Origin of the sequence: Salinirubrum litoreum, from assembly GCF_020567425.1 — an archaeon.
Classification (GTDB): domain Archaea; phylum Halobacteriota; class Halobacteria; order Halobacteriales; family Haloferacaceae; genus Salinirubrum; species Salinirubrum litoreum.
Genome location: NZ_JAJCVJ010000001.1, coordinates 583,646 through 608,887 on the forward strand (window position 1 = coordinate 583,646; position 25,242 = coordinate 608,887).

Sequence of the window (25,242 nt, forward strand, 5' to 3'; positions counted from 1 at the left end):
ACCTTTCGAATGACCGTTCGGGCTATTGGTTTCCTGTCCGGACCCCGCAAGAAACTCGCGGGCACCGATTCGACGGTCCACGAGACGGGCCCTCGTCGACCGACGAGGCGGCACCGCCGAGGCGTGACCGCTGACTCACACTTCACGACAGTCCGGACAGACGAGTTGTCCGTTGACGTTCGCCAGTTCACGAGCGAGCGTCCCGCAGACCTCACAGATGCTCTGGTCGGTGTACTCCGGGTCTCGGCTCTCGGTCTCCATCGCCAGCGCCTCGTTGGGGGATTCGGGCACCGACGTCGCCGTCGCGGCCATCACGTCGCGCTCGGACAGGACGCCGAGCAGGTCGTCGCCGTCCATCACCAGCAGTCGTCGGGCCGGTTCCGTGACCATCCGCCTCGCCGCCTCGGAGAGCACGTCGGCGGGCGAGACGACCGGTCCGACCGGTCCCATCACCTCGGAGACGGGCGTCGAGTCGGGGTCGGCACCGTCGACCAGGAGGTCGAGCGCAGCGATGCTCGTCACCACGCCGACCGGGTCGTTCCCTCTGAGGACGACGGCGCAGTCGGTTCCGTCTTCGAGCATCACACCGACTGCGCCCGCCACCGTATCGGACTCACTCACCCCGACGAACTCGCGACTCATGACATCACGCACCATGACACTCGTATCCATAGCGAAGCCTTCGGCGGGTTTCGGCTAAAAGCTACCCCCGCCAGCTTTATTCAGTCGAACATCCTACTGTGACGGTTAGACAGACCGCATTCCGAACCGAACTGTCTCTCCGGTGCAATAGTCTTCACCAAAACCACGGGTAAAGGTTTTATCTGAGTAGTCGTATCTATCGATATGTCCGGGCAGATGCAGATCGACGACAGGAGTCGGTCACAGCGATACTATCGGCACGCGGTCGAGAACCACTGGGACCCACACGACATCGACCTCTCGGCGGACGCCGGGCCGCTGTCGGCGGTGGACGACGAGGTGTTCGACCAACTGCGACTGTTCCTCGCGCGGTTCGGTGCCGGTGAACAGGCCGTGACCGAGGACCTCTCACCGCTGGCGGTACGGGCCGACGACCCTGCGGACTCGATGTTCATCACGAGTCAGCTGTACGAGGAGGCGAAACATCTGGACTTCTTCGACCGCTACTGGCGCGAGGTGATCCACCCGGTCGAGGACGCACGCGGCGTCGAGCGAAGCTATCCGACCGAGGACCGCTGGTTCAACGACGACTACGTCGACCTGTTCGACCGCAACGAGCAGGCGATGCACCGCCTGCTGGACGACGACAGCGCGGAGAACCGCGTCCGGGCGTTCTGTCACTACCACCTGACGATAGAGGGTATCCTCGCTCAGACCGGCTACTACATCATGAGCGCCTGCTACGACGACAGCGAGTACACGCGTCTCCCGACCCTACCGGGGTTGGTCGCGGGCGTCACCCAGATTCGTGGCGACGAGGGACGACACGTCGGCTTCGGCATGACGAAACTGAAGGACCTCCTCGAGGACGGGGCGGACCCACAGATCATCCACGACACGGTCAACGAACTGATGCCGATGGTCCACGGTATCGTCACGACCGTCACGGGCGACTTCGGCCCGGCGGACTCCGAGTTCGTCGAGTACGCGACCGAGAAACACCTCCAGCGGATGCAGCAGATCACGAACGCGACGGCCGAGATTCCGAACGTCGAGCGACTGGTGGCGCTGGACGACTGAACGACATCCTTCTCTCCGGTGTTCACCACCGGACTGCCACGATGTTCCGTATTCACCACCGGACTGCCACGAAGTTCCGTATTCACCGCCGGACTGCCACGAAGTTCCGTATTCACCGCCGGACTCCCACGAACTTTCTTAACCGAGTCCGCGACCACCGACGGCGTGCTCTGACTCTCGACCGTGGCGCGTCCCGCGATTGTACGACACAGCGCGTCACCTGCGTCCGTCCGGTCACCCGTCGCCGACCAGTCGGTGTCGTCTGTTCGCCCCAGTCATCCACGGCAGACTCGCCAGCCACTCGTCTCCACCGGCAGTAGGCTCAAGTCACTCGACCGACAGCGACTGCTATGTACGAGACACTCGACGGCCGAACCGCACTCGTCACTGGCGCGACTGCCGGCATCGGCTCTGCGACCGCCGACGCCCTCGCAGGTGCCGGCGCGAACGTCGCGCTCGCGGCCCGAAGAGAAGATCGACTCGCCGAACTCGTCCGGCAGATCGAGTCCGACCACGGTGTCGACGCGCTCGCGGTCCCGACCGACGTGCGCGAGGAGCGCCAGGTCGAACACTGCGTCGAGACGGTCGGAGCGGAGTTCGGACGGCTCGATGCGGTCGTCGTCAACGCCGGACTCGCCAGAGGTTCGTCGGTCGCGGACATGAGCACGGACGACTACCGGACGATGATGGAGACGAACGTCGACGGGGCGTTCTTCACCGCCAGCGAGTCGATCTCGCACCTGCGCGAGACCGAGGGAAACCTCGTCTTCGTCGGCTCCTTCGCCGGGCAGTACCCCCGTCCGTTCAACCCGGTGTACGCCGCCAGCAAGTGGTGGCTCCGGGGCTTCGCGCACAGTCTCGAAGCCAGCGTCGGCCCGGACGGCATCGCCGTGACAGTCGTCAACCCCAGCGAGGTCCGGACCGAGTTCGGCAGTGACTACGGCGAGTCCTTCGCCGATCGGTTCGAGGAAGGCGAGGTGACGGAACCGGCGGAGATCGCCGACGCCATCGTCTTCGCCGTGAAACAGGACAACTCGACCGTCAGCGAACTCGATCTGTATCGCCGCGACAAGTTCGAGGGGTGGTGACCGAGCCACGACTACTCGGCGAACCCTGACGCCGCGACCGCGCCTGCTCACCGCGGTTCGACGCCGCCGACTTCCACGGGGTCGCCGACCGCGATCGACGCACCGACCGACTCCTCGGGGACGACGGTGTTCACCATCAGTCGGAAGAAGTGGTCGAACCGCTCCGTCTCGGCCCACTCGGGGAGCGTCTCACGTCGGCGTTCGACGAACCGCTCGCGGAAGCCCGGCGTCTCCGCGCCGGTGTCCGGATCTCGTGTCGGGACGACACACCGCTGACACGGGTTGACGCCCCGGAACTCGATCCCGTCGACCGTGAACGCCACCGACTCGCCGCGACCGGCGTAGAGTCGGTCCTCCCAGAACGGTGGGAGGGACTCCTCGCCGGCCGACTCGTCGGCACCGATCTCGACGTTCGCCCGGAGGCGTCGCCGCATCTCGTCCGTGTCGACGTCCTCGTACCAGGAGGCGACCTCTCGAACCGTCGCCGTCGAGACGACGGTCGGCCCGGACAGCGTCGTGTCGTCCGGGAACCCACCCACCTGGTCGCGCCGGAGTTCGACAGGGTAGCCGAGGTACCGCTCGAACCACTCCGAGAGTGCGTCTCGTTCGCCGTCCGTCAACTCGAACGTCGCCGACTCGACCCCCGGTGCGTCGAGCGAGAGCGTGCCGGTGTCGGGATCGAACCCCGAGCGGACGCGGTGGATCGCTCGCTCGCGTTTCCCGTTGACGTAGTCGCCGTCTGCGTCGAACAGCGCGAACTCGCGGTCGCCCGCCAGGCCGCCGTTCGGGAGTAGTTCGGCACGCTCTCTGTCGGTTCCGTCGAGTGATTTCACCGGAAACGTGGTCAGTCGCCGGACACGTGGCATGGGGAGTCGAAGGACGTCGGCGTCGAAGAACGGTTCGGATCTGTCGTTACTCGTCGGCGGTGTCGAGTTCCGCGAGTCTCGACTCGATCTCGTCGGCCGACAGTGTGCGGTAGCCACCCTCGACGGCGACGGTGGTGACACTCACCGTGTCGGGGCCGAGGTCTTCGGCGTCGGTGCTCTCGGCGAGGGCTTCGAGTGCGAGCGAGACACCCTCGTCGAGTGTGAGGTCCTCGGCGTAGTGCTCCTCGAGGTACTCCTGGATCGTCTGCTGGTCGCCACCGATGGCGACGGCCTTCCACTCGTTCGGCGTCCCGGAGGGATCGGTAGCGAACAGGCGCGGCTGGCCGCCGTTGTCGACACCGCCCAGGAGGAGCGACGCACCGAAGGGTCGCGTCCCGCCGGTCTGGGTGTTCTCCTGGATCAGGTCCGTCACCTGCTTCGCCAGCGTCTCTACGTCGACCGTCTCGCCGTAGCGCAGACGGTCCCCTTGTGCCACCCGACGAGCGTAGTCGACGAGTCGGCGGGCGTCGGCGACGTGGCCCGCGCTGGCCGCACCGAGGTGGTCGTCGAGTTTGTGGAGTTTCTCCACGCTCTCCGCTTCCATCAGCGGGGAGATCATCCGGTTCTGGCCGACGAGCACGACACCCTCGGTCGTCCGGACACCGATACTCGCCGCGCCACGCGAGACCGCCTCGCGGGCGTACTCGACCTGGTAGATACGGCCGTCGGGTGAGAACAGCGACGTGCCTCGGTCGTAGGCCTGCTGGTCGTTCCGGTTCATCGACTCCCTCCGTCGGCACTCGTCTCGATCATATCACGCCGGAGGGGTCCCGGACGTATAAACGCTGGCGATGGGGACCCGACGCCCGCGACCGAAAGAGTGACCCGTCTCTGCGGGGCCGGCCACTGGTTCACCGGAGCCTACTCCACGGCCAGGATCTCGACCTCGAACACCAGCGTCTTCCCGGCGAGTTCGTGGTTGAAGTCCACCTCGACGGTCTCCTCGGTCACTGCGATCACGTCGCCGTGAAGCCCGTTCTCGGCGTGGACGTGCAGTCCGACTTCCGGTTCCTGGCCGACCATCCCGGCGAACGTCTCGGTCTCGTACTCGCGGATACGAGCGTCGTCCACCGGGCCGTACGCCTCCTCGGGTGGAATCTCGAGGGTCGCCTCGTCGCCGACCGAGAGGTCGCGAACCCGACCGTCCAGTCCCTCGATGACCTGCTCCGCGCCGACGACGAACGTCAACGGTTCGAAACTCGTCTCTCTGTCCGTGTCGACCAGTCCGTGCTCGACCGCGACCGACTCACGGGAGGTGTCGAAGACGGTGCCGTCCGGGAACCGGCCGACGTACTCCAGCGTCACGCGATCGTCCGCTTCGATACTCATACCGTCTGGTCTGGCCGGCTCGACAAAAAGCGCGTGGACTCCGGCGTGGCGGAGCGGTCGTGCCGCTCGGTAGCACTTGTCTATCAATTCGCAAATACGCTTATTAGCTCGGCCGCCCTCGGTGAAGTGCGGATTCACGAGGACACACCGAGTGGCCCGTGCCCGAGGCAGGAATCTCGGGACCTCGGCGGTCATCGACAGTCGAGAACCGACACGGCGACGCCGAGTCGGACGGGTGCGGCGCAAGCACCGACGCTCCGTAAGACGAGTGGGAGGTTCACGCGCCGACGAGGAACCGCACCGATCCAGAACTCGTCCTTCGGGACGGGCGTGAAGACCAAGTACCGGACGACGCGCAAGTGACGTTCGCGAACTCGGGCAACCGACACGGTCGTACGGATCGCGGAAAACGTCCTCCGCTCGGGTCCAATTCGTGTGACCCGCATCTCGCTTCTCACGAGACTACTCCGACACCGCTAGACTGCTCGTCTTCCGACGGCTACGCCTGGTCTGCGCACGCCGACTCGAACACTTCGCGGTGGAGTGCCGACGACACCGTGTCGGCCAGTCGCTCCAGGTTCACCGTGTCGTCGCGGTTGTACGACACCAGCGTCTCCAGTGCCGACTCGTCGCCGCGTTCGTACTCCCGCCAGAGGCGCACCGCGTCTCGGCCCGACAGATCTGGCCGGTCCCGGTCGATGCCGACCTCGCGCTCGATGGCCTTCAGGCCGCCCGACAGCCCGAGTTTCTTGCACGTGTACAGTAAGTCGAGATGTGGCTGGTCGAGCGTCAGGTCGAACGACTCCTCGAGGAAGGGCGCGTCGAACCGCTTCCCGTTGAACGTCACGAGCAGCGAGGCGTCGGCGACCTGCTCTCGGATCGCACCGGCAGTCAGGTCGTCCCCCTGCACGAGTGTCGTCGTCTCGTCCGCCCGGTGGAAGCTGACGGTCGTCACCCGGTCGCGGTGGTGGTCCAGCCCGGTCGTCTCGATGTCGAAGAAACAGGCGTCGTCCCGGAAGTTCTCGTAGAGTCGCCAGCGTTCGGCGCTCGGAAACTCCCGGTCGAAGAATCGAGCGTCACCGTCGTCGAGGTGCGGTGCTGCCTCGGCGATGAACGACTCGATCCGGTCGGCGGTGGTCGGGCCGACGACCGAGGGATCGAACTCGTCCCAGTGCGTGACGCCCGCCCGCCAGAGTTTTCGCTCCGTCGCCTCCCCGACACCCCGAACCGGAATGAAACTGTTCTCGATTCGCACGTCCGAGAGAGTGGGCGGCGACCACCTAAAGCTCTCGTCTGCCGACGGTCTCGGTCGGGGACGTCGGTCGGCACGATGACGCGACGCTCGCGTGGTCGGCGCACTCAAGAGGTACCCCGCCCTCACTTCTTGCATGTGCGGTCGCTACAGCCTGTTCACTCCGCAGGCAGACCTCCGAGCACGGTTCGACGCAGCACCGACCCGACCACTGGAGCCCCGGTACAACTGCGCTCCCGGACAGGACCTCCCGGTGATCCGTGACGACGCACCCGACGAGATCGACTTCCTCCGGTGGGGGCTGATCCCGTCGTGGGCAGACGACGAGTCGATCGGGAACCGACTCATCAACGCCCGGAGTGAGACGGTCCGGGAGAAACGCAGCTTCCGTGACGCCTACGAGTCCCGTCGGTGTCTCGTGCTCGCAGACGGGTTCTACGAGTGGGTCCCGAAAGGCGACGGCGGCAAGCAACCGTACCGAGTTGCATTCGAGGACGACCGGCCGTTCGCCATGGCCGGTCTGTGGGAACGCTGGACGCCACCACAGAAACAGACGGGCCTCGGTGACTTCGGTGACGGTGGTCCCGACCGAGAGGCAGATCCGATCGAGTCGTTCACCGTCGTCACGACCGACCCGAACGACCTGATCGCCGACCTCCACGACCGGATGGCGGTAGTGCTCGCCCCCGACGAGGAGGAGACGTGGCTCCACGGCGACCCGAACGAGGTGCACGAACTGCTCGATCCGTACCCGGACGACGAACTACACACCTACCCCGTCTCGACCCGCGTGAACAGCCCCGCGAACGACGCGCCGGACCTGATCGAGGAAGTCGAACTCGCCGGCTGACGTCCCGAGGAACTGGACTCTCGACAGGGCACCGGTGCACTTCTCGCGATTCAAACTGTGACGAGATCGACTACGCTTCGTCGAATCTCCACGCGCCGTTTCGATATAGCGACATACGATATACGAGTTCGACATCGAGCAGATCTACTCGGCAATATCGACACGTATCGTGTCGGAGCGAATCCAACACTGTTTCAGCGCGACGAGGAACAGACGCTGTCCCACTGTCTCGGTTCGACGTTCGACGCGTCGCTGGGTTGATTCGTCGTGAGAGCCGCACCACTACACGGTTCGACGACACAGATCACTAATCTTCCCTCGGTGTCGGCAGCGCTGGTCGGGCAGTCGGAGCGCCTGCAGTCTCACGACCGGAGAGTCGGCCAGTCGGTGAGTGGCTCCGCCCGTTCGCGGAGAGTCGTCTCAGTCGAGACGCCGCGACCGGCCGTTCACGAGGCGGATGACTTCAGTCTCCGGTCTGTCGGGTCTGCCGGAGGCGGACCCTCGGACACCCCGGCTGTGCTGGTCTCGGCGGACTCACTCTCCGTGTGTAGGGCGTCTCGGTGGTGATCCTCGACTCGGACACCGGTACCGGCCGGAGCCCGGAGTGCGCTTCGGGGTGTAGCGAGGGTACAGACGGGTCTCACGAGCGAACTACAGCGAGTGCGTTCTCTCCGCCCAGAACGTTCGCCAGTCTACGGGTCGGCCGAGAGGTAGCGTCACTCCGGCAGTTCGATCGAACCCGGCAGTTCACACGACACGTGCGTCCTGACCGTCCCTACCCGACGAGACTGGCTTCGGTCGCTCGAGACGGTCCCCGAGCATGGTGTCGAGAGGGCGAGAGCCCCGGACACAGACCTATCAGGCAGTATGCTCGCAGGTTCTACCGCATCACGACGAGAACGCCGTCTGTGGCCGTCTCACGAGTTTCTCCGCGGATTCGTCCTGTGGGCTCTATTGCTCGAGAGCCTTCGAGAGGCCACCCTCGGCGGCTATTGGTGGTCGTGTGGATCGGTCGGCCGTCGACTCGGGAGACAGCGGTTCGTCACGGGAGACTTCGAGTCACCGAGGTCCCGAGTCACCGAACACTTCACTGGCAGTGTACCAGAAACCGAGGTCCGGGTGTCGGGAAACTCGTCGGTCGGCGAGTACGACTGTCGTCGCGGGAGCCACGATCGTACCGAATCTCTGAGACGAAATCTACAGTTCGGTCGGTACGAATCGTGTCGCTCCGTGTCCAACAGTAGTTCGTTTCGTTGCTTCTACGGCGACAATAGTAATCACGTATTGTAGTGTTACAAGACGAAGTTAGCAGTACTAGATTATAAGATAAGTAGTAAATACGGGGGCAATTCTAGAGTCAGTTTCTACGATAAGTGAGTTTATCGCTACTGGTAGGGATACTTTGATGTGGGCGGCGTGAGTCGCCCGAACCATGGAGGAGGACACCGAGCGAACCGCAGTTCGGACCTACGTGCCAGCCTACCAGAAGGAACGGTGGGCAGCACACGCCGAGGAACTCGACATGAGTCACAGCGAGTTCGTCCGAACGATGGTGCAGGCGGGCCGACGGGATTTCGACCTCGAACCACCCGAATCGAGCGGTGGCGAGGAACCCCCTGAACCGCCCTCGAACCCCAGGGGTGACGGCCTCGAAGACCGGGTGCGGACAGTTCTCTCTACAGAGGGCGTCGTGGGATGGGAGGAACTGCTCGAAGCGGTCTCCGACGATCTCGAAGGGCGACTCGAATCTGCACTGGAGACACTTCAAGACGAGAACGCCGTTCGCTACAAACCCCGACAGGGTGGGTACGCGCTGGTGGCCGATGAGTAGCACCTCGACTCCCGACGACGACCTGCAGGACCCGATCAGCTACTTCCTGCAGGACCTCGTCTACCACGGGAAGACCGAGCGTACTCGGGACGCCTACGAGCGTGCACTCCGTGACTTCGAAGACTTCCTCCGCGATCCGGACCGGAACCCGACCGGTACCACGACCGTCGCTGCCGATGCGACCCACCGCCACTGCATGGCGTGGGTGCACGGTCTCCGTGGTCGCGTGGCGTCGAGTACCGTCGCGACCTACGCGGCCTACCTCCACCGGTTCTACGCCTACATGACACAGGTCGGCGTCTTCGACGCGAACCCGATGACACTCGTGATGGAGGAGATGGACGAGCAGATCGACACCGATCCGACGCGACGAGAGCTGTCGGTTCCGGAGATGCGGGGGTTCGTCGGCGACATCCGACACCCACTGGATCGGGCCATCGTCGTCACCCTCCTGAAGACGGGGATGCGGGTCGGTGAACTCTGTAACCTCGATCTGCGCGACCTCCGACTGACGGACAGTCCGGTATCAGAGACCTACGAACTCGGCGGGCGAGCACAGTTGGACGGAAAGCCCGACTCGCTATACGTTTCGAGCGACCCGGCTCGCGGGGCCGTGACGAACGACGAGGAACGAACCGCCTCGAACAAGCGCAAGCGCTCGACGGTGATCCCCGTCGACGAGGAACTGAAGTGGACGCTCGAACGGTGGCTGTCGGTACGGCCCGACGCGATTTCGCCCGCAGACCCGCTCTTTCTCGGAGTCTCGGACCACTGGGGTCGCCGGCTGACGACCAAGTCGGCTCGGCGGATCGTCACACGACACGCGAAGGACGCAGGGTGGCACCGGGCCGGCGGAGACGCCAGCGAGAACGTCACACCCCACTACTTCCGGCACTTCTTCACGACTCACCTCCGGGACCGGACCGGTGACCGAGGGATCGTGAAGTATCTCCGCGGCGACGTGGCCGGAGACATCATCGACACGTACACCCACAACTGGGGCGACAGAGTCCGGGAGACCTACGAGGAGCACATCTACTCGCTGTTGTGAACCGGGGAAACTCGGCGATTTCGTCGAACACGACGCTTCGGCACTGTCGGAAGTGCGTCTCGTAAATCGTATGTCGCTATATCGAATGTGCTGAGTGAGCCGGGGCAGGCACGTTCTGGAGACCAGCGAAGAATTACGCTCTCGGCCGGCGTAGACAGAGGGATGACGACGACGATCGGAGTTATCGGGAGCGGAAACATCGGCCGAACCCTCGCCGAACTGTTCGTAGCGGCAGGCCACGAGGTAGTGATCAGCAACTCCCGTGGCCCGGAGTCGCTCGCCGATCTCGTCGCGGACCTCGGCGAGCGTGCCTGTGCGGGAACGGTCGCCGAGGCGGCCGAGTGCGGGGAGATCGTCGTGGAGGCGATCCCGTTCGGCGCGTACCGAGAACTCCCTGCCGAGGCACTGGCCGGGAAGATCGTCGTCAGTGCGTCGAACTACTATCCGAACCGGGACGGTGAGATCGACTTCGGCGGACTGAGCCAGACCGAACTCGTCGCCGATCACCTCGGCGAGAGTCGGATCGTCAAGGCGTTCAACACGATGTACTGGGAGACGCTGCGTGACGAAGGGAGACCGAGCGCGACAGCGTCCGAACGACTCGTCCTGTTTCTCGCGGGCGACGACCCGGAGGCGAAGGCGGTCGTCAGCGAACTGATCGCAGAGATCGGGTTCGCGCCGATCGACACGGGATCACTCGCCGTCGGCGGGCGGAAGCAAGAGCCGGGGAGTCCGATCTACAACGAACCGATGACCTCGGACGAAGCACGAGGGCGACTCGCAGCGATGGACGGCGAAGCAGTCTGAGGGGAGAGCGAGGCTGAAATCGGGAACTTCCGAGTCAGACGCTGATCGCCGTGTCGAGTTCGGCACCCGCGATCAGATCGGCGATGTGGTCTGCGGTGCCGTTCGTCTCGGCGCGGTTCTCCATCAGCACCGTCTCGCTCGGGAACAGGTGATCGCCGAGGACGAGTCCGTGATCGCGGGCGGTCGATCCAGTCACGGTGAGGTAGACACCGAGTCCGGTCCGGGCGATGGCGGCCTCCTCCTCCTCGCCGTTCTCCGGGTACGCGAACGAGACGTCCTCGATGGCACGCGTGCCGAGGACCGCCTCGACCAGTCGCTCGTAGCGCGGGGAGATACAGAGGTCGCCCTCGTAGTCGGCGACGAACTCCCGGTCGACGTCCGCGCCCGGCGGGAGAATTTCGGGTTTCGCCATCAGCGTGTGGTACACCGTGTCGCCGAGTCCCGAGAGGACACGAACGTCGGTGTCGCGGGGGTCGATCCGGGCGTTCACGTCCGCGAGGTCGCCGACACCCTCCGGCGCGAGCGAGACGACCTCTTCGAGTACGAGGTCGGCGCTGTCGAAGCCGAGGCCGAACTCGTGAGTCCGGAGCGCACGAAACGGTTCCTCTCTGCCGACGAGTCGTACGTCGCCGGTCTCCGTCGGGACGGTCACGCTGTCGAAGACGATGCGGCGGGGCATCCCCTCGCGGTCGTCGCGCAGCAGCGTGAACTCGGGGGCGGCCGGATCGTCGAGGTCGGAGTAGTCCGCGAGTCGGCTGTACGCGTCGAGGTCCGGATGTTTCGTCCCCTTCGTGACGGCCTTCTCGTAGCGGAGCGTCGAGGTGATCTGGTCGGCGACGGCTGCGACACCGTCGGAGCCGGTGGCGTCCGCGAGTCGTTCGAGTACGGCTTCGAGGGGTCTGCCCTTTCGGGGGACAGCGATCCGGACCTCTGTCATTGTCGGTCGAAGGACAGCGGGGGGTAAGGGAATTGCGTTTCACGCGAACCGACGAGGAGACCACCACCGCCGACAGAGGTATCTCCTCTCCTGACGACTCTCTCCCGTGGTCGGTCTCCAACTCTCGGCGCTGGCGCTCCACTCGCTGTTACTGCTGGTGGCGCTCGTCGTCCTCCTCACGGGTGTCGCCAGCGTGCTGTTCGAGAGCCGAGCGGACGACCGGCGGTTCGGCGGCTATCTCCTGTTGTTGCTCGGCGCGATGGGCGTGCTGGCGGTCGGACTGCTCCGTCTCTTGTGACGAAGCGAGAAGAACGAACAAAGAACCGCGAGAGGGACCGGTGGCTCGCGTCGGTCAGTTCGCGCCGAACACGTCGCTCAGACGGTCGCGGAACTGCTCGGCCTGTTCGAGTTCCTCGTGAATCTCGTCGAGTTCGGCCTCCAGGTCCGCGACTTCCTCGTCCAGATCCTCTTCGACGGCGGCGACTGCGGCGTCAACCTCGGCGATGTCGTTGCGCACGTCGCCCATCTCCTCGTCCAGCGACTCGACGCGTCCGGACACGTCCTCGACACGCGCGTCGGTCTCCTCGGCGTTCTCTTCGAGGTACTCCAGCCAGTCGGTGTGGTCGCTCAGCGTCTCGCGGGCCTCGGCCACGCCCGCTTCGGTCTCCTCGGTCCGCGAACCGAGGTCGTCGACGCGTGCTTCGGTCTCGGTGACTCTCCCCTCGACGCTCGCCACGTCCTCGGCGACGTCCGCGAGGTCCTCGTCGGTCTCCGCGAGGTCCCGTTCGACCTCCTCGACGGTCGACTCGACCGCCTCCACGTCACCCGCGACCGAGTCCACGTCGTCGGCGATCTCGGCGCGTTCCTCGCTCGCGGTCTCGACGGTCTCCTCCAGTGACTCGACGGTGTCGCTCACGTCGGCGACCTCCGCGCGGAACTCCTCGATGAGTTCCTGTCCGGTGCCCTCCTCGTCGATGAACTCCGAGAGCGCGTCGGAGTACGCGTCGAGGTCGTCGACCTGCGACTGGAGGCGGCGGATGCGCACGTCCACGCTCCGCGGGACGCCGCCGACGTCGAGTTCCTCTTTCAACAGGTCGAGGTCCTCGTCGTCCACGTCGCCAGATCGAATCTCGTCGGCGAGCGCGCCCGCGATGCCGCCCGCCGCGACCGCCGCTGCGGGTTCGGCTTCGACAGCTTCGGCTTCTGGTTCGGCTTCGGCTTCTGGTTCGGCTTCGGCTCCCGGTTCGGCCCCGACGGTGTCCGCCTCAGCATCGTCGGCGTCGACCGCCTCGGGGTCTGCCTCCGGCGTGACGGCCGCGTCCGCCGCCTCGTCGGCGTACTCCTCGGTCGCCTCCGCGTCAGCAGCTTCGGGTTCCTCCTCTGCGACTGCTGCTGGTTCTGCTGGTTCTGCGTCGGCCTCGACCGCGTCCGCGTCCGCTTCGACTGCCCCGGATTCCGCGTCGGCCGCTTCCACGTCGGCCGACTCGGCCTCGACTCGTTCGGTCAGATCGAGTGCCCCGGCGTCTTCGGGTCGCGTGGAGACGGCCGGCGTGGTCTCGTCGTCCATCGCGCGTGGTTCCGGTGCCGGTTCTGGCTCGTCGGCCACGTCTGCCTCCCCAGGTGCGTCGGCCGCCCCTGCCTCGGCCGCCTCCGCCTCGACTGCTTCTGCCGGGTCCTCTGCGGGCTCCGCGTCCGCCTCGACCTCGTCGACCGCGTCGGCATCCGCTTCGACCGCGTCGGCTGGTTCTGCCGCCACAGACTCGTCGGCCTCGACGGCGTCGTCGTCCTCGCCACCCAGCGCGATGGGTTCCTCCTCCGCGTCGTCGACGTCGGCGGTCGCCTCGTCGCCGTCGAGGGCGATCGGCTCCTCCTCGGAGTCGTCGCCGAGGTCGAGTTCCGCCGGCTCCTCGTCCTCCGTGTCGGTCTCGGACGGGTCGTCCAAGCTGAGGTCGTCGTCGGCGTCGTCGCTGGCGTCGTCGAGCCCGCCGCCGAGGTCCAGTTCCGCCGCTTCCTCCTCGCTCTCGTCGCTCGGATCGTCCAGCGTGAAGTCGTCGTCAGCGTCCGCGTCCTCGCCGTCGTCGTCGAGTCCGCCGCCGAGATCCAGTTCCGCCGGCTCGTCGTCCGCGTCGTCGGTCGGATCGTCCAAGCTGAAGTCCTCGTCGGTGTCTTCGCCACCGTCGTCGAGTCCACCGCCGAGGTCGAGCTCCGCCTCCTCCTCGCTCTCGTCGCTCGGATCGTCCAGCGTGAAGTCGTCGCCAGTGTCGTCGGCGTCGTCGAGTCCGCCGCCGAGATCCAGTTCCGCCGGTTCGTCGTCTGCGTCGTCTGTGGGGTCGTCCAAGGTGAAGTCGCCTCCTGCGTCGCCAGTTTCCTCCTCGAGTCCGCCGCCGAGGTCCAGTTCCTCGGCTTCCTCGTCCGTCTCGTCCAGTCCGGGCATGTCGCCGTCGTCCGCGAGGGCGTCGCGGACGACCTGGTTGTTGTCGTCCCCGATGATGTCCTCGATGGACTCGCCGTCGGGCGCGACGACCTCCGCGACGCTCGGTTCGTGGAGGAACGCGCGCGCCTCGTCCGGGTCGTCGATCCGGATACCGTACACGGTGACGACCTCCTCGCCGGCGTCGAGGGTGCGCTCGTACTCGACGCGGTTGTCCTTGTAGGCGGTCCAGTTGTCGCTCTCGTAGTCCGGGTGGAAGCCGACACCGTCCATCGGGAACTCCGTCGGAATCTCGTCTGTCAGTCGCACGTCGACCGGCTCCGTCGCCGAGGACGAGACGACGAACTTGATCGCGGGCACGGGGAACTCCTCCGCCGCGAAGGACTTCTCCACGCTGATGCCACGGTCCCTGACCGTGACCGACTCGTCGAGGTCTGGCCTGCTCATGTGAACCACATCCCGTACCCGACACATAAAACAACCGGGGGGCTTCTGTCGCTGAAAAAACCCGTCTCCGCGTCCGGGCCGGAAGTCGACGCAGGCGACGAGAATTCCCCGTGATCGGGAGCTGTCGGCGATCCCGAACGCGCCCGTTCGTGTCGCCCGTACGTCATGCGATTCGACCGTCAGGTTCGACCGATCGGGTGGTCGCCACCGAGAAGACCGGCGGGTCCCGCCCGCCCTACAACTCGACGCGGTCGCCGATCTCCACGATCTCCAGATCGGCCGGATACTCGAAGCTCCGCGCGTGGTGGTGGAGCACCGTCGGATCGGCGGTCATCCCCTTCCACATGTCCCAGTGGCTGGGCAGGAGTCGATCCAGTTGCAGGTCGCTCGCGGCCTTCACGATCTCGTTTTCGGTCGAGTACCACTTCGTGCGGACCGGTTCGCCGGTCTCCTTGTCGTCGACGTTCCCGATCGCACCGAACGCGAGGATGCCGAGGTCGATGTCGTACTCGCGGCCGATTCGCTCGAACGTCTCCGAGGGTTTGGTGTCGCCGCCGTGGAAGATGGTCCCGTGGTCGTTGTGGATCACGAAGCTGACCGGATGTGTCGAGTCGGGGTCGTGGGCCTCCTCGACGTAGATGGTGAACTCGCCGACCTCGAAGCTGTCGCCCTCCTCGACTTCGTGGAACTGCGAGTCGGAGACGTCCCAGTGGTCGGTCCACCGTTCGTCTTCGCGCGCGACCGCGAGGCTGTCGTCGGTCGCGTAGAAGGGCGCGCCGGTGTTCGCCAGGATCGGTGCCTGACTCGGCCCGTGAACGTGATCGGTGTGCTCGTGGGTGGCGAGCATCGCGTCACAGTCGGTGACGTCCGCCGGATCGAACGGGACCGGGATCATCCGAATCGTGCGCGGCGGGTCGCCGAGTCCGACGTAGGGGTCGATCCACAGCGTCGTCCCCTTCGCGCCCTTGATCACGAAGCCGTTACAGCCGAGATACCAGACGGCGGCCGTCTCGGGGTCGGCGTCTGCGACCGCGGTCGGGAGCCAGTCGCCCCAGTCTGAGACTGTCATATCAGAGCCTGCGACGGGCAGGGGGCTAAGCGTTGTGGAGTCTCCGGGGCTGGCGCGGCCCCGATGAGCGGGTCGGAAGCGTGTGCCGCGTCCACACCCCGCCCGAAAGTATTCAAGGAGCGCGCCGTCACGTCGTGTCATGCACAGTACACCGACGACCGCACGACGGCGGACGGCACAGTACGACGAGATGGCCGAGACGATGCTCGCCGTGGTGTTCGGAGAGACACGCTGTCGGTGACGGCGCGACGCTCGGGACGCTGTTTGCTGGGCCTCAGTCGAGGTGGTACACCCGCGCTTCCCACGGGCGGAGTCGCAGGTCTTCGAGGTCTGCGGCCGCGGGCGCGTCGTCCACGTCGTCGTAGTTGCCGACGAGGTGGTCGACGTCGTCCGTCGCATCGATCGACACCTCATCGGGCCGCGAGAACGCGGTTGGCGTGTCCGAGAAGTTGAGCGTCACGAGCAGGCGCTCGTCGCTGAGCGTCCGGGTGTAGACCCACAGCGACTCGTGGTCCGGCAGGTAGTTCTCGTACTCGCCGTAGACCACCACGTCGTAGTCGTCCCGCAGGGCGATCAGATCACGGTAGTAGTGCCAGACCGAGTCGGGATCGTCGCGTTCGCTCTCGGCGTTGATCTCCTCGTAGTTCGGGTTCACACCGATCCACGGGTCGCCGTCGGTGAACCCGGCGTGCTCGTCGGCCGACCACTGCATCGGCGTCCGGGCGTTGTCTCGCGAGTTGGCGTTCACCGCCTGGCGGACCGACGCGAAGTCCTCGATCTCGCCGGAGTCGATCGCGTTCCGCAGGGGGTTCAGAGTGTCCACGTCGCGGAAGTCGTCCAGCGACTCGAACGGGTAGTTCGTCATCCCCAGTTCCTCGCCCTGATAGACGTACGGCGTCCCCTGCAGGGTGTGGAGGAGCGTCCCGAGCAGTTTCGCGGACTCCCGGCGGTACTCGTCGTCGTTGCCGAACCGCGAGACCATCCGGGGCTGGTCGTGGTTGTTGAGGTACAGCGAGTTCCAGCCGTCCTCGGCCAGTCCTTCCTGCCAGCGCGTGAACACCGCCTTCAGGTCCGGGAGGTCCCAGTCCTCGTCCTCCCAGATGTGCTCGCCCCGATCCAGCAGCATGTGCTCGAAGTGGAAGATCATGCTCAGGCCGTCGCCGTCCTCGCCGACGTACTGGCGGGCGGTCTCCATCGGCATGTCGTCGGCCAGCATCTCGCCGACCGTCAGGAGGTCACGCCCCTCCAGCACCGCCTCGTTCATCTCGCCGAGGTACTCGTGGATTCTGGGGCCGTTCGCCACCAGATCCAACATCCCGTTGTTCGGCAGGTCCGGATCGCCCGAGGGCAGGCCTTCGGGCTTCGAGAGCAGGTTCACCACGTCCATCCGGAAGCCGTCGATGCCCTTCTGGAGCCACCACTCCATCATGTCGAAGACCGCCTCGCGGACCTCGTCGTTCCGCCAGTTCAGGTCCGGTTGCTTGCGGTCGAACATGTGGAGGTACCACTCCTCGCTCGCCTCATCGTAGGCCCACGCCGGCCCCCCGAAGAACGACTCCCAGTTGTTCGGCGCGGCCTCGCCCGCGGGACCCTCGTCGGTGTCGTAGTCCACCGTGTCGGCGTCGACACCCTCGCGCCAGTAGTACCAGTCGCGCTTCTCGCTCGCGGGGTCGCGCGACTCGACGAACCACGCGTGTTCGTCGGAGGTGTGGTTGACCACGAGGTCCATGATGAGTCGGATGTCGCGGTCGTGGAGTTCGTCGAGCAGTCGGTCCCACTCGGCCATCGTACCGAACTCTGCCATGATCGACTGGTAGTCGGCGATGTCGTACCCGTTGTCGGCGTTCGGCGACTCGTAGACCGGGTTGAGCCAGACGCAGTCGACGCCGAGGTCGTCGAGGTAGTCCACCTTCTCGATGACGCCCGCGATGTCGCCGACGCCGTTCCCGTCGGTGTCGTTGAACGAGCGCGGGTAGATCTGATAGACGACCGCCTCTTTCCACCACGCGCGGTCGATCGCGTCGTTGTCTACGCCAGTCATAATCGGCCCTCCACGCGCCTCACATTTAGGTGTGCTTTTATGCGACGAGTTCGACGCGTCGCGTATGAGCGATCACGACGACCACGACGACGGGCACGGCCACGGTCACGAGGACTGGGCGAATCCCGGCCCCGACCGCGAGACATCCCCGATGCAGGACTTCTCGACGCGCGACGTCGGCGTCGGCTTCGCGGTGATGCTCGTCGGTCTCGTCGTCGTCTTCGGTCTCCCACTGGTGTTGGCGTAGAAGACGGACACGTCGGCTTCCTACCGAACCGGCGGTTCCGCAGTCGTCCCCGGTGTGCTCTCTTGACGGTGGCCAACGATCACCGCGAGTAGCTTTATTGCCGTAGCGCCGGTATTCGACGGCATGTCATCGAGGAAGAAGGTCGTGCTCTCGCTGGACGCGGAGCTGATCTGGGGGTTTCACGACCAGGATGACATTCCGGCAGAACAGGTGAGACACGCACGCGACTCGTGGCTCTACACACTCGACCTGTTCGACCGATACGGTGTTCCAGCGACGTGGGCGGTCGTCGGCCACCTCTTCCTCGACAGTTGTGACGGTGTCCACGCCGACCATCCCGCCGGTGCGGAGTGGTTCGCCCGTGACCCAGGGGGAACCGCTACACCCGACTCGGAGTGGTTCGGGGGGGAGCTGATCGACGCGATCCGTGACAGCGAGGTCGATCACGACGTCGGGTCACACACCTTCTCGCACGTCGAGTTCGGGAGGTCGGACGTTTCGAAGGAGGTCGCCCGGGCGGAACTCGAGTACAGCGTCGGGGTAGCAGACGAGTACGACCTCGAGTTCGCGTCGTTCGTCTTCCCGAGAAACAACGTCGGCCACCGTGAGTTGTTGGCTGACTACGGGTTCTCGTGTTACAGAGGGGTCGCACCGGAACGCTGGTACGACGGGACACCCGTCAGGCGGATGGGAAAGTTCGCCACCTTCGCGCTCGGAACGGGGAGTCCACCCATCGTCGACCCGGAACTCGACGAGTACGGACTGGTCGACGTTCCGGCGTCCATGTATCTGTTCTCGTTCGAAGGACTGGCGAGTGACATCGCCGGAGGAGTCACCGGCGACCCCGTCGTCAGCCAGGTGGAACTCGGTCTCGACAAACTGCGAGAGCGAGGAGACGGAACGTTGCACCTCTGGTTCCACCCGAACAACCTCACGAGCGCTGAGGATCGTCGGCGACTCGAACAGATCGTCTCGCGCGTCGCCGAGTACCGCGACCAGTACGACGTCGCCGTCCAGACGATGTCCCGAGTCGCCGACGAGGTGAGAGCCCGTGGCTGAGTACACGATCCGTCCGTACCGACCCGAGGACGAGGACGGGTTCCTCGCGCTCTTCGAGGTCGTCATGGGAGAGGAGAAAGGCGAGGACTGGTTCGCGTGGAAGTACGAGCACAACCCGTATCTGGACCACGTCCCGATGATCGTCGCACTCGACGGGGGGACGGTCGTCGGGTCGAGACCGCTCTTTCCACTACCGGTAGTGAGCGACGGCGAACGCAGTATCGCCCTCCAACCCGGCGACGCGATGGTTCACCCAGCGCACAGACGCCGGGGTGTCTTCACGCGGATGATAGAGCAGATGATGGAGACGTACTCCGGTGACCATCCGTTCTACTTCAGTTTCCCGAATCACCTGTCCTTGCCCGGACACCTCAAACACGGTAGCGAGGTCGTCTCCGAGCGGTCGTCGTACTACAGGATCGAGAACCCCGCGAGCATGGTCGGCCCGCAGACCGACCGGACGGCGGTCCGCCTCGCGGCGACGGTCGGGACACCGGTGGCGAGTGGATACTATCGAGTCCGTGACTTCCTCGCGAGGGGAGGACCGGACGTGACCGTCCGAGAGGAGTCCGAGCCACCGGTGGCGGCTCTCGCGACCCTGTACCGATCTGCGGTCCCCGACGAGATCCACGTCGCCCGCGACGAGCAGTTCTATCGGTGGCGACTCGGAAACCCGGACTGGGAGTACACCACGTACGTCGCCGACGGCGACGCGGGCCCCGAAGCGGCTATCGTCACCGGAACGTCCGTCGACGCCGATCCGACAGTGACGAGGATCACGGACGTCGTTCCCCTCGAGAACGCACCGGAGGCAGCACTCTCGGGGTTGATCGGTCGAGCGGTGTCGGAGCACCCGGAGACCGATCTGTTCGTGGCACCGCCGCAGGGAATCCCGGCCGCTGTACTCGGCTCGTTCGGGTTCCACGCGGACACGACCCCTCCGCTCTCGTTTCTCACGTCGCAGACGACACACGTCGTACGCACTCTCACCGAAGACTGGACGCACAACGGGGCGACTATCACGGACCCGAACAACTGGGTCATGACGTTCATCGAGGTGGACACGAACTAGGCTCGACACCCTCCGGGAGGTTCGCGCACCACGAGAAGACGACCAGAAGTAGAGAGACCGACACGAGTACGGACGATGGATCGGGGCTACACAGTCCCGAGTACCGTCGACCGGTGGAAGCGCGGATAGTGAAGTTCGCACGACGAGCCAGGTCACGGCAGAGTCCATCGCACGCGCACCGACAACTACGCCTCGCCGGCGAGAAACCGCCGCAACTCCTCGCCACACTTCCGACACAACAGCACCGAGAGGTCTCCCTCCGCGTCCAGTACGTCCACCACGGCGTAGGTACTCGACGGTGGTGGGTCGAGTGTCCTGCCGCACCGGGTGCAGTCGTGTGGTCGCATACGGTCTCTCCGTCGGACGACTATCGCTCCCGTACCGGTTCGCGCTCGCCGGTGTCGGCGACGTCGGGGTCTGTGGCGTCGGTGACGACCGTTCCGTCCTCGGTCACCTCGGGGTCGAGCGTTGCCCCCGGTGGTAGTTCGATGTCTTCGGTCTCCAGCAGTCGTTCGAGTCGGCGTTCGAACTCGACTTCGCCGATCTCGCCGCGTGCGTAGCGGTCCCGCAGTGTCGCCAGCGGATCGTCGTCGGAGTCGGTCTCGGTCGGTTCCGAGAGGGCCTCGGTGCCTGCGCCGGAGACGTCCTCCGACGCGGCGTCGGGCACGACAGCCGATTCTTCGTCGGTGACACCGAGCACGTAGACGAGGAACGCCGACAGCGGGGTGAGCAACAGCCAGCCGACGATCACCGCGACCGGGACGAGACCGCCGAACCCGAGAACTGCGAGAAGTGCGACGACCGCGAGTGTCCCGACTGCGAACACCGCCGGGAGCGTCTCCACGAGTCGCGCGGTAGCAGGGCGCATGCGATATCGTGATACAGCCGACTACAAAACGACACCGGCGTACGGCAGCGTTCGCGGACGGGACGCCGGCGATAGCTTCCCAGCGGGACAGCGCTGGCGTCGGTCTCGCCGCGGAACAGGCCGACGACGGTTTCGCCGCGGGACGAACACCGACTACAGTTCCTCGACGTGCCGCACCTGCACCGCCTCGCCGCGCGTACTCTCGGTCATCTCGCGGCCGAACATCTCGGCCCGACCGACGCCGAAGGCTCGCGGCCCTTCGACGATCACCTCGTCGCCGACCCGGATCTCCTCGTCGGCGTCGACGACACCCGGCGCGAGGACCGACCCGTGTGGCACGAAGCCGTCTATCTCGACGCGCTTCGTCGGCGCGTCCGAGTCGCGCCAGACGCGACCGCCCGCGAGCGTGAACGAGAGCGTCCCGTAGTTCGGCACCATCGTCGCCAGTTGCTCGTCGTCGGCGTCGCGGAGTTGGAGTTTCGGGTATCGGCTGGTGGTCTGCAGGTCCACGTCGGCGAACAGGTCGTCGCCGGCACCGTCGCCGAACTGGAAGTCGGCGATGGCCTTGACCGTGTTGTGCTGGCGCTCCCGCCGGGAGAACTTCAGGCCGCCCTGCAGCGTCGACATCAGGTTCGCCAGCGAGTCGGTCGTCGTCGGGTGATCCTCGACGGTGTACTCGAACGGCACGTCGACGTCCTCGTGATTTTCGACGCGCTCACAGATGTCGCGGTAGCCCTCGTCCGGCACGTGCGCGATGACGCGCGGGTAGTCGTTGCGCTGGAGATACCGGCGCAGGACCTCGGTGACGAACTGCTTCTCGTCTTCGGACCAGCGACCCGTGACCACGGTGTCGTAGTGCTGAGCCGGGTAGGTGAGTTCGAGTTCCTGCGGGACGACGCCGATGGGCGAGGTCATCGACGCGAGGTGGGCACGGTACTGGATGGCGTCGTGGAACTGGCTGTGGCTCTGTGACTCGCTGTACGGCTTGCGGGCCGAACAGGGGACGAGGACGAGTGGCTCGTCGAAGCGGCTCCGGTACCGGGTCGTCACGCGCTCGGCGAAGCGCTGGATCTCGACCCGGCGGAGGGTGTCGGAGGAGGCGGCCGACAGTTCGTTGTTCCGGAGGACGGGCGTGCGTTCCTCGACGTAGCCGTACTGCTGGTCGAACTCGCGGAACGCGGCGGTGAGCCACTGCTCGTGGCGGGCCTGTCCTTCCACGTAGTCGCGCAGGCGACCGTCCCGGATTCGTCTGCGGACGGTGGCGAGTTCCGATTCGAGGACGGCGACGTTGTGGTCTGCGCAGTCGGCGCGGTCGAAGTCGGCCGGGTCGTCGCGGTGGTCGGCACAGACCGGACAGGAGCAGGGCAGTTCGGCGAGGTCTTCGAGGAAGTACTCCCCCTCTCGGGTGAGGTACTTGCCTTCTCGGCCCTTCACCTTCGCCAGTTTCGAGTCGAGGAGGTCGACACCGCTGTAGACCAGCGTGGCGGCGTTGCGCGGGGTGGCGACCCCCGAGAGGTAGAGTGCGGTGTCGGCCGGGATGGACTCCCGGATCGAGACGATGGACTCCCGGAAGGCGCTCGCGTGGCCGACGAAGCCCGGCGCGTCCGAGACGACGTAGGCGTCCGCGCCGTAGTCGGCGGCGGTGTCCGTCGAGACGACGACGGCGCTCGGGTAGTCCACGTCGGGGTAGTCCACCGCGAACGACTCGGCGACTCGCTCGTCGGTGCCGGCCGGGAAGGCTCGGTGGGGGAGGATCGTCAGTTCGGACTCGTTCCCCTCGGGCAGTTCGCGTTCCTCGGGCCAGAGGCTCCCGGCGTCGTGGACGCGGTCGTCCACCAGCGCGGGTGTCGTCAGCCCCGGATGGAGTCGGACCTCGCCGATCCGGGCGGGTCCGTCCCGCGAGAGGACTTCGAAGTAGTCGGTCATGGCGTGGAGTCGGCAGTGAAGGGGGAACTATCTTGCTTTCTCGGTCGGCCGACGGCGCAGTCTCGTCCCGCCTCGTCCCGTTCCACTCGCTGGTTCTGGCGGTGTCGCCGCCACACCGGGCTTTTTCCTGCCGGCGTCCCTGGACAACCTATGACACGCGAGGCGGGAGAGACCGCCGAGGAGAGCGGGAGACCCGAGTTCACCGGCGCGTGGGACCGCGAGTCGGTCGCCGACTTCCTCGCCGAGCACGCCATCCCGGTTCGACTCGCCTGCCGGCGGCCGAGTGGCGACCTCTGGATGCTCTCGCTGTGGTTCGAGTACGACGCCGAGGCGGGGACCCTCCACTGCGCGACGAAGGCCGACGCGGACGTCGTGCGCTTCCTCCGGGCAGACGCGGGCGTCGCCTTCGAGATTTCGACGAACCGCCCGCCCTACCGGGGCGTTCGCGGGGCCGGGACCGCCACGCTCGCGCCCGACGCGGAGAAGACTCGCCTGCGCTCCCTGCTCGACCGCTATCTCGGCGGCACCGACTCGGACCTCGCCGAACAACTGCTCCGCCCGGAACGCGAGGAGGTCGAGATCACGATCCGCCCCACGAGCGTCTACAGTTGGGACTTCTCGGAGCGGATGGCGAGCGAGGACAGCGACGAAAGCGAGGAGTGACCGCCGGCGCGCCACTCACGTCCGACGATTCCGGCGCGCGCGAGTCCGACGCGCGCGAGGGACGACCGAGACGCGCAACGAAGTGAGCATCGCAGGGAGGAGGCTGGGGAGGTTCGAGGTGCGGTCGCTGTCGGCGGTGTAGGTACCGTTGCCCTCACGCCCTGCGACGTGGTCGAAAGACCGAACGCGACCGACAGTGGCACCCTCGCTCGTAGCCACTCCCCCCCTGTGCAGTCACGATAGCCGAGTCTGCATACTGACGCGTCGGAATCTGTCACCCGGCGAGCAACGCAATCTTATTTCCTCGCCCGGCGTAGTCTCGTCATGCACCGAGTCACCCGGAGTAGCGACGCCGACCCGACGGAGCGCCTGATCGCGGACGCCGAGTCGTGGCCGGGCGTCGAGACGGCGCCGCACCGGTTCTCGGCGACCGAGTTCCGCCTGTTCGGTCGGGAGTTCGGCCACGTCCACCGGGGCGGCGTGCTGGACGTGAACTTCCCGAAACCGGTCCGCGATCACCTGATCGAGTCGAAGTACGCGACGAGACACCGCTTCGCACCCGACACCGGGTGGACGACCTACGACCTCCGGACCCCGGACGACCTCGACGGCGGACTGTGGCTCCTGCGCCTCGCGTACACCTACCGACTGGCGACGAAGCGCACCCGACCGGAGGCCGAGGACCTGCTGGAAGACGTCGACCTCGACGCCGAGATACGAGCGCTGGGGCTCGATTCGGAACTGTCCGGCGTCTTCGAGCGTCTGCTGGCCCGGTGAGAACGCTCGCAGTCGAAGGTTCGGTGAACGGCATTACGTCTGGACCCTCCAGCGAGTGCCGTCTGTCAGTCCCGACGCCGGTCGTCGCCCCGGTCTGGACTCCGGCAGTCGCAGTGCGCCCCAGGCCTCCCCGACTACTGGCGAGGCGGGCTGCGAGGTGGTCCTCGCCGTCGCTCGGACACACCTCGGGGCCGGTCGCCAGCAGATCGCGTCCGCTCGGAGTCCGGGGCTGTCGGAGGGTCTCCTGCTCGGCGTCTCGCGTCTCGCGTCTCGCGTCTCCAGGGTCAGACTTCGCTCCCGTCCCAGTCGTCCATGCGCTCCACGACCGCCTCCAGTTGTGCGGCGCGTTCGTCGATGGCCCGGTCCCGCAGGGCGGCCTCGTCGTCGGTCGGACACGACAGGCGCGGGACCGGAGTGGGTCGACCGTCGTCGTCCAGCGCGACGAAGGTGAAGAAGGAGGTGGTCGTCTGTCGTTCCTCGTCGGTCTTCGGGTTCTCGGCGCGCACGTCGACCTTCACGTCGATGCTCGTCCGGCCGACGTTGAACACGTAGGCTTCGATGACCGCCACCTCGCCGAGGTCGATGGCGCTGATGAAGTCCACGTGGTCCATCGACGCGGTGACACACTGGCGGTTCGAGAAGCGCATCGCCGCGATGGCGCCGCAGATGTCCATCCAGTGGAGGACCGCACCCCCGAGCGCCCGCCCGAGGTTGTTCGTGTCGTTCGGCAAGATGAGTTCCGTCATCTCGGTGTGCGACTCCGCGAGGGTCGCTGTGTCAGACATGGCCCCGTCTTCGTCCGGCGCTCTGATAAGCACCTGCGGTCGGTGCGTCTCGCTCGCTTCGTCA

Annotated in this window: 25 protein-coding genes; 12 read left to right on the plus strand and 13 right to left on the minus strand. The window is 66.0% G+C overall.

From position 1 onward, the window contains the following. Positions 1–135: 135 nt before the first annotated feature. Positions 136–672 (minus strand): CBS domain-containing protein, encoded by a 537-nt coding sequence (locus LI337_RS02815; protein WP_227228197.1) that lies wholly within the window; start codon positions 670–672, stop codon positions 136–138. Positions 673–846: 174 nt separating this feature from the next. Here LI337_RS02815 and LI337_RS02820 point away from each other — a divergent pair, with 174 nt between their 5' ends. Further along, entirely contained in the window at positions 847–1,722 is an 876-nt protein-coding gene (locus LI337_RS02820; protein ID WP_227228198.1) for a ribonucleotide-diphosphate reductase subunit beta, read from the plus strand. Between the two features lie 350 nt (positions 1,723–2,072). Next, complete coding sequence (locus LI337_RS02825; RefSeq protein ID WP_227228199.1) at positions 2,073–2,810, plus strand: SDR family oxidoreductase; 738 nt, start codon at positions 2,073–2,075, stop codon at positions 2,808–2,810. A gap of 47 nt (positions 2,811–2,857) precedes the next feature. On the opposite strand, the gene LI337_RS02830 is transcribed toward LI337_RS02825, so the two are convergent. The 4 genes from LI337_RS02830 to LI337_RS02845 form a co-directional block, all read right to left on the minus strand. After that, positions 2,858–3,676, minus strand: coding sequence for an MOSC domain-containing protein (locus tag LI337_RS02830; RefSeq protein WP_227228200.1), 819 nt, complete (start codon positions 3,674–3,676; stop codon positions 2,858–2,860). 46 nt (positions 3,677–3,722) lie between these two features. Then, on the minus strand, positions 3,723–4,457 hold the full coding sequence (gene psmA, locus LI337_RS02835; protein ID WP_227228201.1) for an archaeal proteasome endopeptidase complex subunit alpha: 735 nt from the start codon (positions 4,455–4,457) through the stop codon (positions 3,723–3,725). A 140-nt stretch (positions 4,458–4,597) separates the two neighbouring features. Continuing rightward, positions 4,598–5,065 carry an FKBP-type peptidyl-prolyl cis-trans isomerase gene (locus LI337_RS02840; RefSeq protein WP_227228202.1) on the minus strand — a complete coding sequence of 156 codons (468 nt, stop codon included), beginning with the start codon at positions 5,063–5,065 and terminating at the stop codon, positions 4,598–4,600. A gap of 499 nt (positions 5,066–5,564) precedes the next feature. Continuing rightward, positions 5,565–6,320 (minus strand): ribonuclease H-like domain-containing protein, encoded by a 756-nt coding sequence (locus tag LI337_RS02845; protein ID WP_227228203.1) that lies wholly within the window; start codon positions 6,318–6,320, stop codon positions 5,565–5,567. Positions 6,321–6,453: 133 nt separating this feature from the next. On the opposite strand from LI337_RS02845, the gene LI337_RS02850 reads away from it, so the two are divergent. The 4 genes from LI337_RS02850 to LI337_RS02865 all read left to right on the plus strand — a co-directional run bounded on the left by LI337_RS02850 (position 6,454) and on the right by LI337_RS02865 (position 10,856). Further along, the gene (locus LI337_RS02850; protein ID WP_227228204.1) at positions 6,454–7,167 is read left to right on the plus strand and encodes an SOS response-associated peptidase; all 714 of its coding nucleotides are present in this window, start codon (positions 6,454–6,456) and stop codon (positions 7,165–7,167) included. Positions 7,168–8,599: 1,432 nt separating this feature from the next. Next, positions 8,600–8,998 (plus strand): DUF5805 domain-containing protein, encoded by a 399-nt coding sequence (locus LI337_RS02855; RefSeq protein WP_227228205.1) that lies wholly within the window; start codon positions 8,600–8,602, stop codon positions 8,996–8,998. Continuing rightward, positions 8,991–10,049, plus strand: a complete 1,059-nt coding sequence (locus tag LI337_RS02860) for a tyrosine-type recombinase/integrase (protein ID WP_227228206.1) — start codon at positions 8,991–8,993, stop codon at positions 10,047–10,049. Before LI337_RS02855 ends, LI337_RS02860 begins: the two co-directional genes overlap by 8 nt. Positions 10,050–10,211: 162 nt before the next feature. Further along, positions 10,212–10,856: an NADPH-dependent F420 reductase gene (locus LI337_RS02865; protein WP_227228207.1), complete on the plus strand. Its 645-nt coding sequence runs from the start codon at positions 10,212–10,214 to the stop codon at positions 10,854–10,856. A 34-nt stretch (positions 10,857–10,890) separates the two neighbouring features. On the opposite strand, the gene LI337_RS02870 is transcribed toward LI337_RS02865, so the two are convergent. Continuing rightward, the gene (locus tag LI337_RS02870; RefSeq protein ID WP_227228208.1) at positions 10,891–11,793 is read right to left on the minus strand and encodes a phosphoribosyltransferase HisG-related protein; all 903 of its coding nucleotides are present in this window, start codon (positions 11,791–11,793) and stop codon (positions 10,891–10,893) included. Between the two features lie 106 nt (positions 11,794–11,899). Here LI337_RS02870 and LI337_RS02875 point away from each other — a divergent pair, with 106 nt between their 5' ends. Beyond that, positions 11,900–12,091 carry a hypothetical protein gene (locus LI337_RS02875; protein ID WP_227228209.1) on the plus strand — a complete coding sequence of 64 codons (192 nt, stop codon included), beginning with the start codon at positions 11,900–11,902 and terminating at the stop codon, positions 12,089–12,091. Positions 12,092–12,145: 54 nt separating this feature from the next. On the opposite strand, the gene LI337_RS02880 is transcribed toward LI337_RS02875, so the two are convergent. The 3 genes from LI337_RS02880 to LI337_RS02890 all read right to left on the minus strand — a co-directional run bounded on the left by LI337_RS02880 (position 12,146) and on the right by LI337_RS02890 (position 17,781). Continuing rightward, the gene (locus LI337_RS02880) at positions 12,146–14,671 is read right to left on the minus strand and encodes a hypothetical protein (RefSeq protein WP_227228210.1); all 2,526 of its coding nucleotides are present in this window, start codon (positions 14,669–14,671) and stop codon (positions 12,146–12,148) included. A 235-nt stretch (positions 14,672–14,906) separates the two neighbouring features. Continuing rightward, positions 14,907–15,740 (minus strand): MBL fold metallo-hydrolase, encoded by an 834-nt coding sequence (locus tag LI337_RS02885; RefSeq protein WP_227228211.1) that lies wholly within the window; start codon positions 15,738–15,740, stop codon positions 14,907–14,909. Between the two features lie 274 nt (positions 15,741–16,014). Then, a complete protein-coding gene (locus LI337_RS02890; protein ID WP_264474844.1) occupies positions 16,015–17,781 on the minus strand; it encodes a glycoside hydrolase family 13 protein in 1,767 nt (588 codons plus the stop codon). A gap of 64 nt (positions 17,782–17,845) precedes the next feature. Here LI337_RS02890 and LI337_RS02895 point away from each other — a divergent pair, with 64 nt between their 5' ends. The 3 genes from LI337_RS02895 to LI337_RS02905 all read left to right on the plus strand — a co-directional run bounded on the left by LI337_RS02895 (position 17,846) and on the right by LI337_RS02905 (position 20,159). Next, positions 17,846–18,028, plus strand: coding sequence for a DUF7550 family protein (locus LI337_RS02895; RefSeq protein WP_227228212.1), 183 nt, complete (start codon positions 17,846–17,848; stop codon positions 18,026–18,028). Positions 18,029–18,151: 123 nt separating this feature from the next. After that, positions 18,152–19,087: a polysaccharide deacetylase family protein gene (locus LI337_RS02900; RefSeq protein WP_227228213.1), complete on the plus strand. Its 936-nt coding sequence runs from the start codon at positions 18,152–18,154 to the stop codon at positions 19,085–19,087. Next, positions 19,080–20,159, plus strand: a complete 1,080-nt coding sequence (locus tag LI337_RS02905) for a GNAT family N-acetyltransferase (RefSeq protein ID WP_227228214.1) — start codon at positions 19,080–19,082, stop codon at positions 20,157–20,159. The genes LI337_RS02900 and LI337_RS02905 overlap by 8 nt, the downstream gene beginning before the upstream one ends. Before the next feature lie 185 nt (positions 20,160–20,344). Here the strand turns inward: LI337_RS02905 and LI337_RS02910 are convergent, their stop codons facing one another. The 3 genes from LI337_RS02910 to arcS form a co-directional block, all read right to left on the minus strand. Then, entirely contained in the window at positions 20,345–20,506 is a 162-nt protein-coding gene (locus LI337_RS02910; protein WP_227228215.1) for a hypothetical protein, read from the minus strand. Positions 20,507–20,526: 20 nt separating this feature from the next. Beyond that, positions 20,527–21,027: an SHOCT domain-containing protein gene (locus LI337_RS02915; RefSeq protein WP_227228216.1), complete on the minus strand. Its 501-nt coding sequence runs from the start codon at positions 21,025–21,027 to the stop codon at positions 20,527–20,529. A 153-nt stretch (positions 21,028–21,180) separates the two neighbouring features. Beyond that, positions 21,181–22,953: an archaeosine synthase subunit alpha gene (gene arcS, locus LI337_RS02920; protein WP_227228217.1), complete on the minus strand. Its 1,773-nt coding sequence runs from the start codon at positions 22,951–22,953 to the stop codon at positions 21,181–21,183. A gap of 150 nt (positions 22,954–23,103) precedes the next feature. Between arcS and LI337_RS02925 the strand changes: the two genes are divergently transcribed. Together LI337_RS02925 and LI337_RS02930 are read left to right on the plus strand one after the other, a co-directional pair. Then, positions 23,104–23,616 carry a pyridoxamine 5'-phosphate oxidase family protein gene (locus tag LI337_RS02925; RefSeq protein WP_227228218.1) on the plus strand — a complete coding sequence of 171 codons (513 nt, stop codon included), beginning with the start codon at positions 23,104–23,106 and terminating at the stop codon, positions 23,614–23,616. Between the two features lie 324 nt (positions 23,617–23,940). Further along, positions 23,941–24,393, plus strand: coding sequence for a luciferase domain-containing protein (locus LI337_RS02930; RefSeq protein ID WP_227228219.1), 453 nt, complete (start codon positions 23,941–23,943; stop codon positions 24,391–24,393). A gap of 284 nt (positions 24,394–24,677) precedes the next feature. Here the strand turns inward: LI337_RS02930 and LI337_RS02935 are convergent, their stop codons facing one another. Beyond that, positions 24,678–25,178: an acyl-CoA thioesterase gene (locus LI337_RS02935; protein WP_227228220.1), complete on the minus strand. Its 501-nt coding sequence runs from the start codon at positions 25,176–25,178 to the stop codon at positions 24,678–24,680. Positions 25,179–25,242 lie beyond the last annotated feature (64 nt).

Bases quoted from the DNA above. Each gene is read 5' to 3' on its own strand.
- LI337_RS02815 (WP_227228197.1), bottom strand. From the start codon at position 672: ATGGATACGAGTGTCATGGTGCGTGATGTCATGAGTCGCGAGTTCGTC.
- LI337_RS02820 (WP_227228198.1), top strand. From the start codon at position 847: ATGTCCGGGCAGATGCAGATCGACGACAGGAGTCGGTCACAGCGATAC.
- LI337_RS02825 (WP_227228199.1), top strand. From the start codon at position 2,073: ATGTACGAGACACTCGACGGCCGAACCGCACTCGTCACTGGCGCGACT.
- LI337_RS02830 (WP_227228200.1), bottom strand. From the start codon at position 3,676: ATGCCACGTGTCCGGCGACTGACCACGTTTCCGGTGAAATCACTCGAC.
- psmA (WP_227228201.1), bottom strand. From the start codon at position 4,457: ATGAACCGGAACGACCAGCAGGCCTACGACCGAGGCACGTCGCTGTTC.
- LI337_RS02840 (WP_227228202.1), bottom strand. From the start codon at position 5,065: ATGAGTATCGAAGCGGACGATCGCGTGACGCTGGAGTACGTCGGCCGG.
- LI337_RS02850 (WP_227228204.1), top strand. From the start codon at position 6,454: ATGTGCGGTCGCTACAGCCTGTTCACTCCGCAGGCAGACCTCCGAGCA.
- LI337_RS02855 (WP_227228205.1), top strand. From the start codon at position 8,600: ATGGAGGAGGACACCGAGCGAACCGCAGTTCGGACCTACGTGCCAGCC.
- LI337_RS02860 (WP_227228206.1), top strand. From the start codon at position 8,991: ATGAGTAGCACCTCGACTCCCGACGACGACCTGCAGGACCCGATCAGC.
- LI337_RS02865 (WP_227228207.1), top strand. From the start codon at position 10,212: ATGACGACGACGATCGGAGTTATCGGGAGCGGAAACATCGGCCGAACC.
- LI337_RS02870 (WP_227228208.1), bottom strand. From the start codon at position 11,793: ATGACAGAGGTCCGGATCGCTGTCCCCCGAAAGGGCAGACCCCTCGAA.
- LI337_RS02880 (WP_227228210.1), bottom strand. From the start codon at position 14,671: ATGAGCAGGCCAGACCTCGACGAGTCGGTCACGGTCAGGGACCGTGGC.
- LI337_RS02885 (WP_227228211.1), bottom strand. From the start codon at position 15,740: ATGACAGTCTCAGACTGGGGCGACTGGCTCCCGACCGCGGTCGCAGAC.
- LI337_RS02890 (WP_264474844.1), bottom strand. From the start codon at position 17,781: ATGACTGGCGTAGACAACGACGCGATCGACCGCGCGTGGTGGAAAGAG.
- LI337_RS02895 (WP_227228212.1), top strand. From the start codon at position 17,846: ATGAGCGATCACGACGACCACGACGACGGGCACGGCCACGGTCACGAG.
- LI337_RS02900 (WP_227228213.1), top strand. From the start codon at position 18,152: ATGTCATCGAGGAAGAAGGTCGTGCTCTCGCTGGACGCGGAGCTGATC.
- LI337_RS02910 (WP_227228215.1), bottom strand. From the start codon at position 20,506: ATGCGACCACACGACTGCACCCGGTGCGGCAGGACACTCGACCCACCA.
- LI337_RS02915 (WP_227228216.1), bottom strand. From the start codon at position 21,027: ATGCGCCCTGCTACCGCGCGACTCGTGGAGACGCTCCCGGCGGTGTTC.
- arcS (WP_227228217.1), bottom strand. From the start codon at position 22,953: ATGACCGACTACTTCGAAGTCCTCTCGCGGGACGGACCCGCCCGGATC.
- LI337_RS02925 (WP_227228218.1), top strand. From the start codon at position 23,104: ATGACACGCGAGGCGGGAGAGACCGCCGAGGAGAGCGGGAGACCCGAG.
- LI337_RS02930 (WP_227228219.1), top strand. From the start codon at position 23,941: ATGCACCGAGTCACCCGGAGTAGCGACGCCGACCCGACGGAGCGCCTG.
- LI337_RS02935 (WP_227228220.1), bottom strand. From the start codon at position 25,178: ATGTCTGACACAGCGACCCTCGCGGAGTCGCACACCGAGATGACGGAA.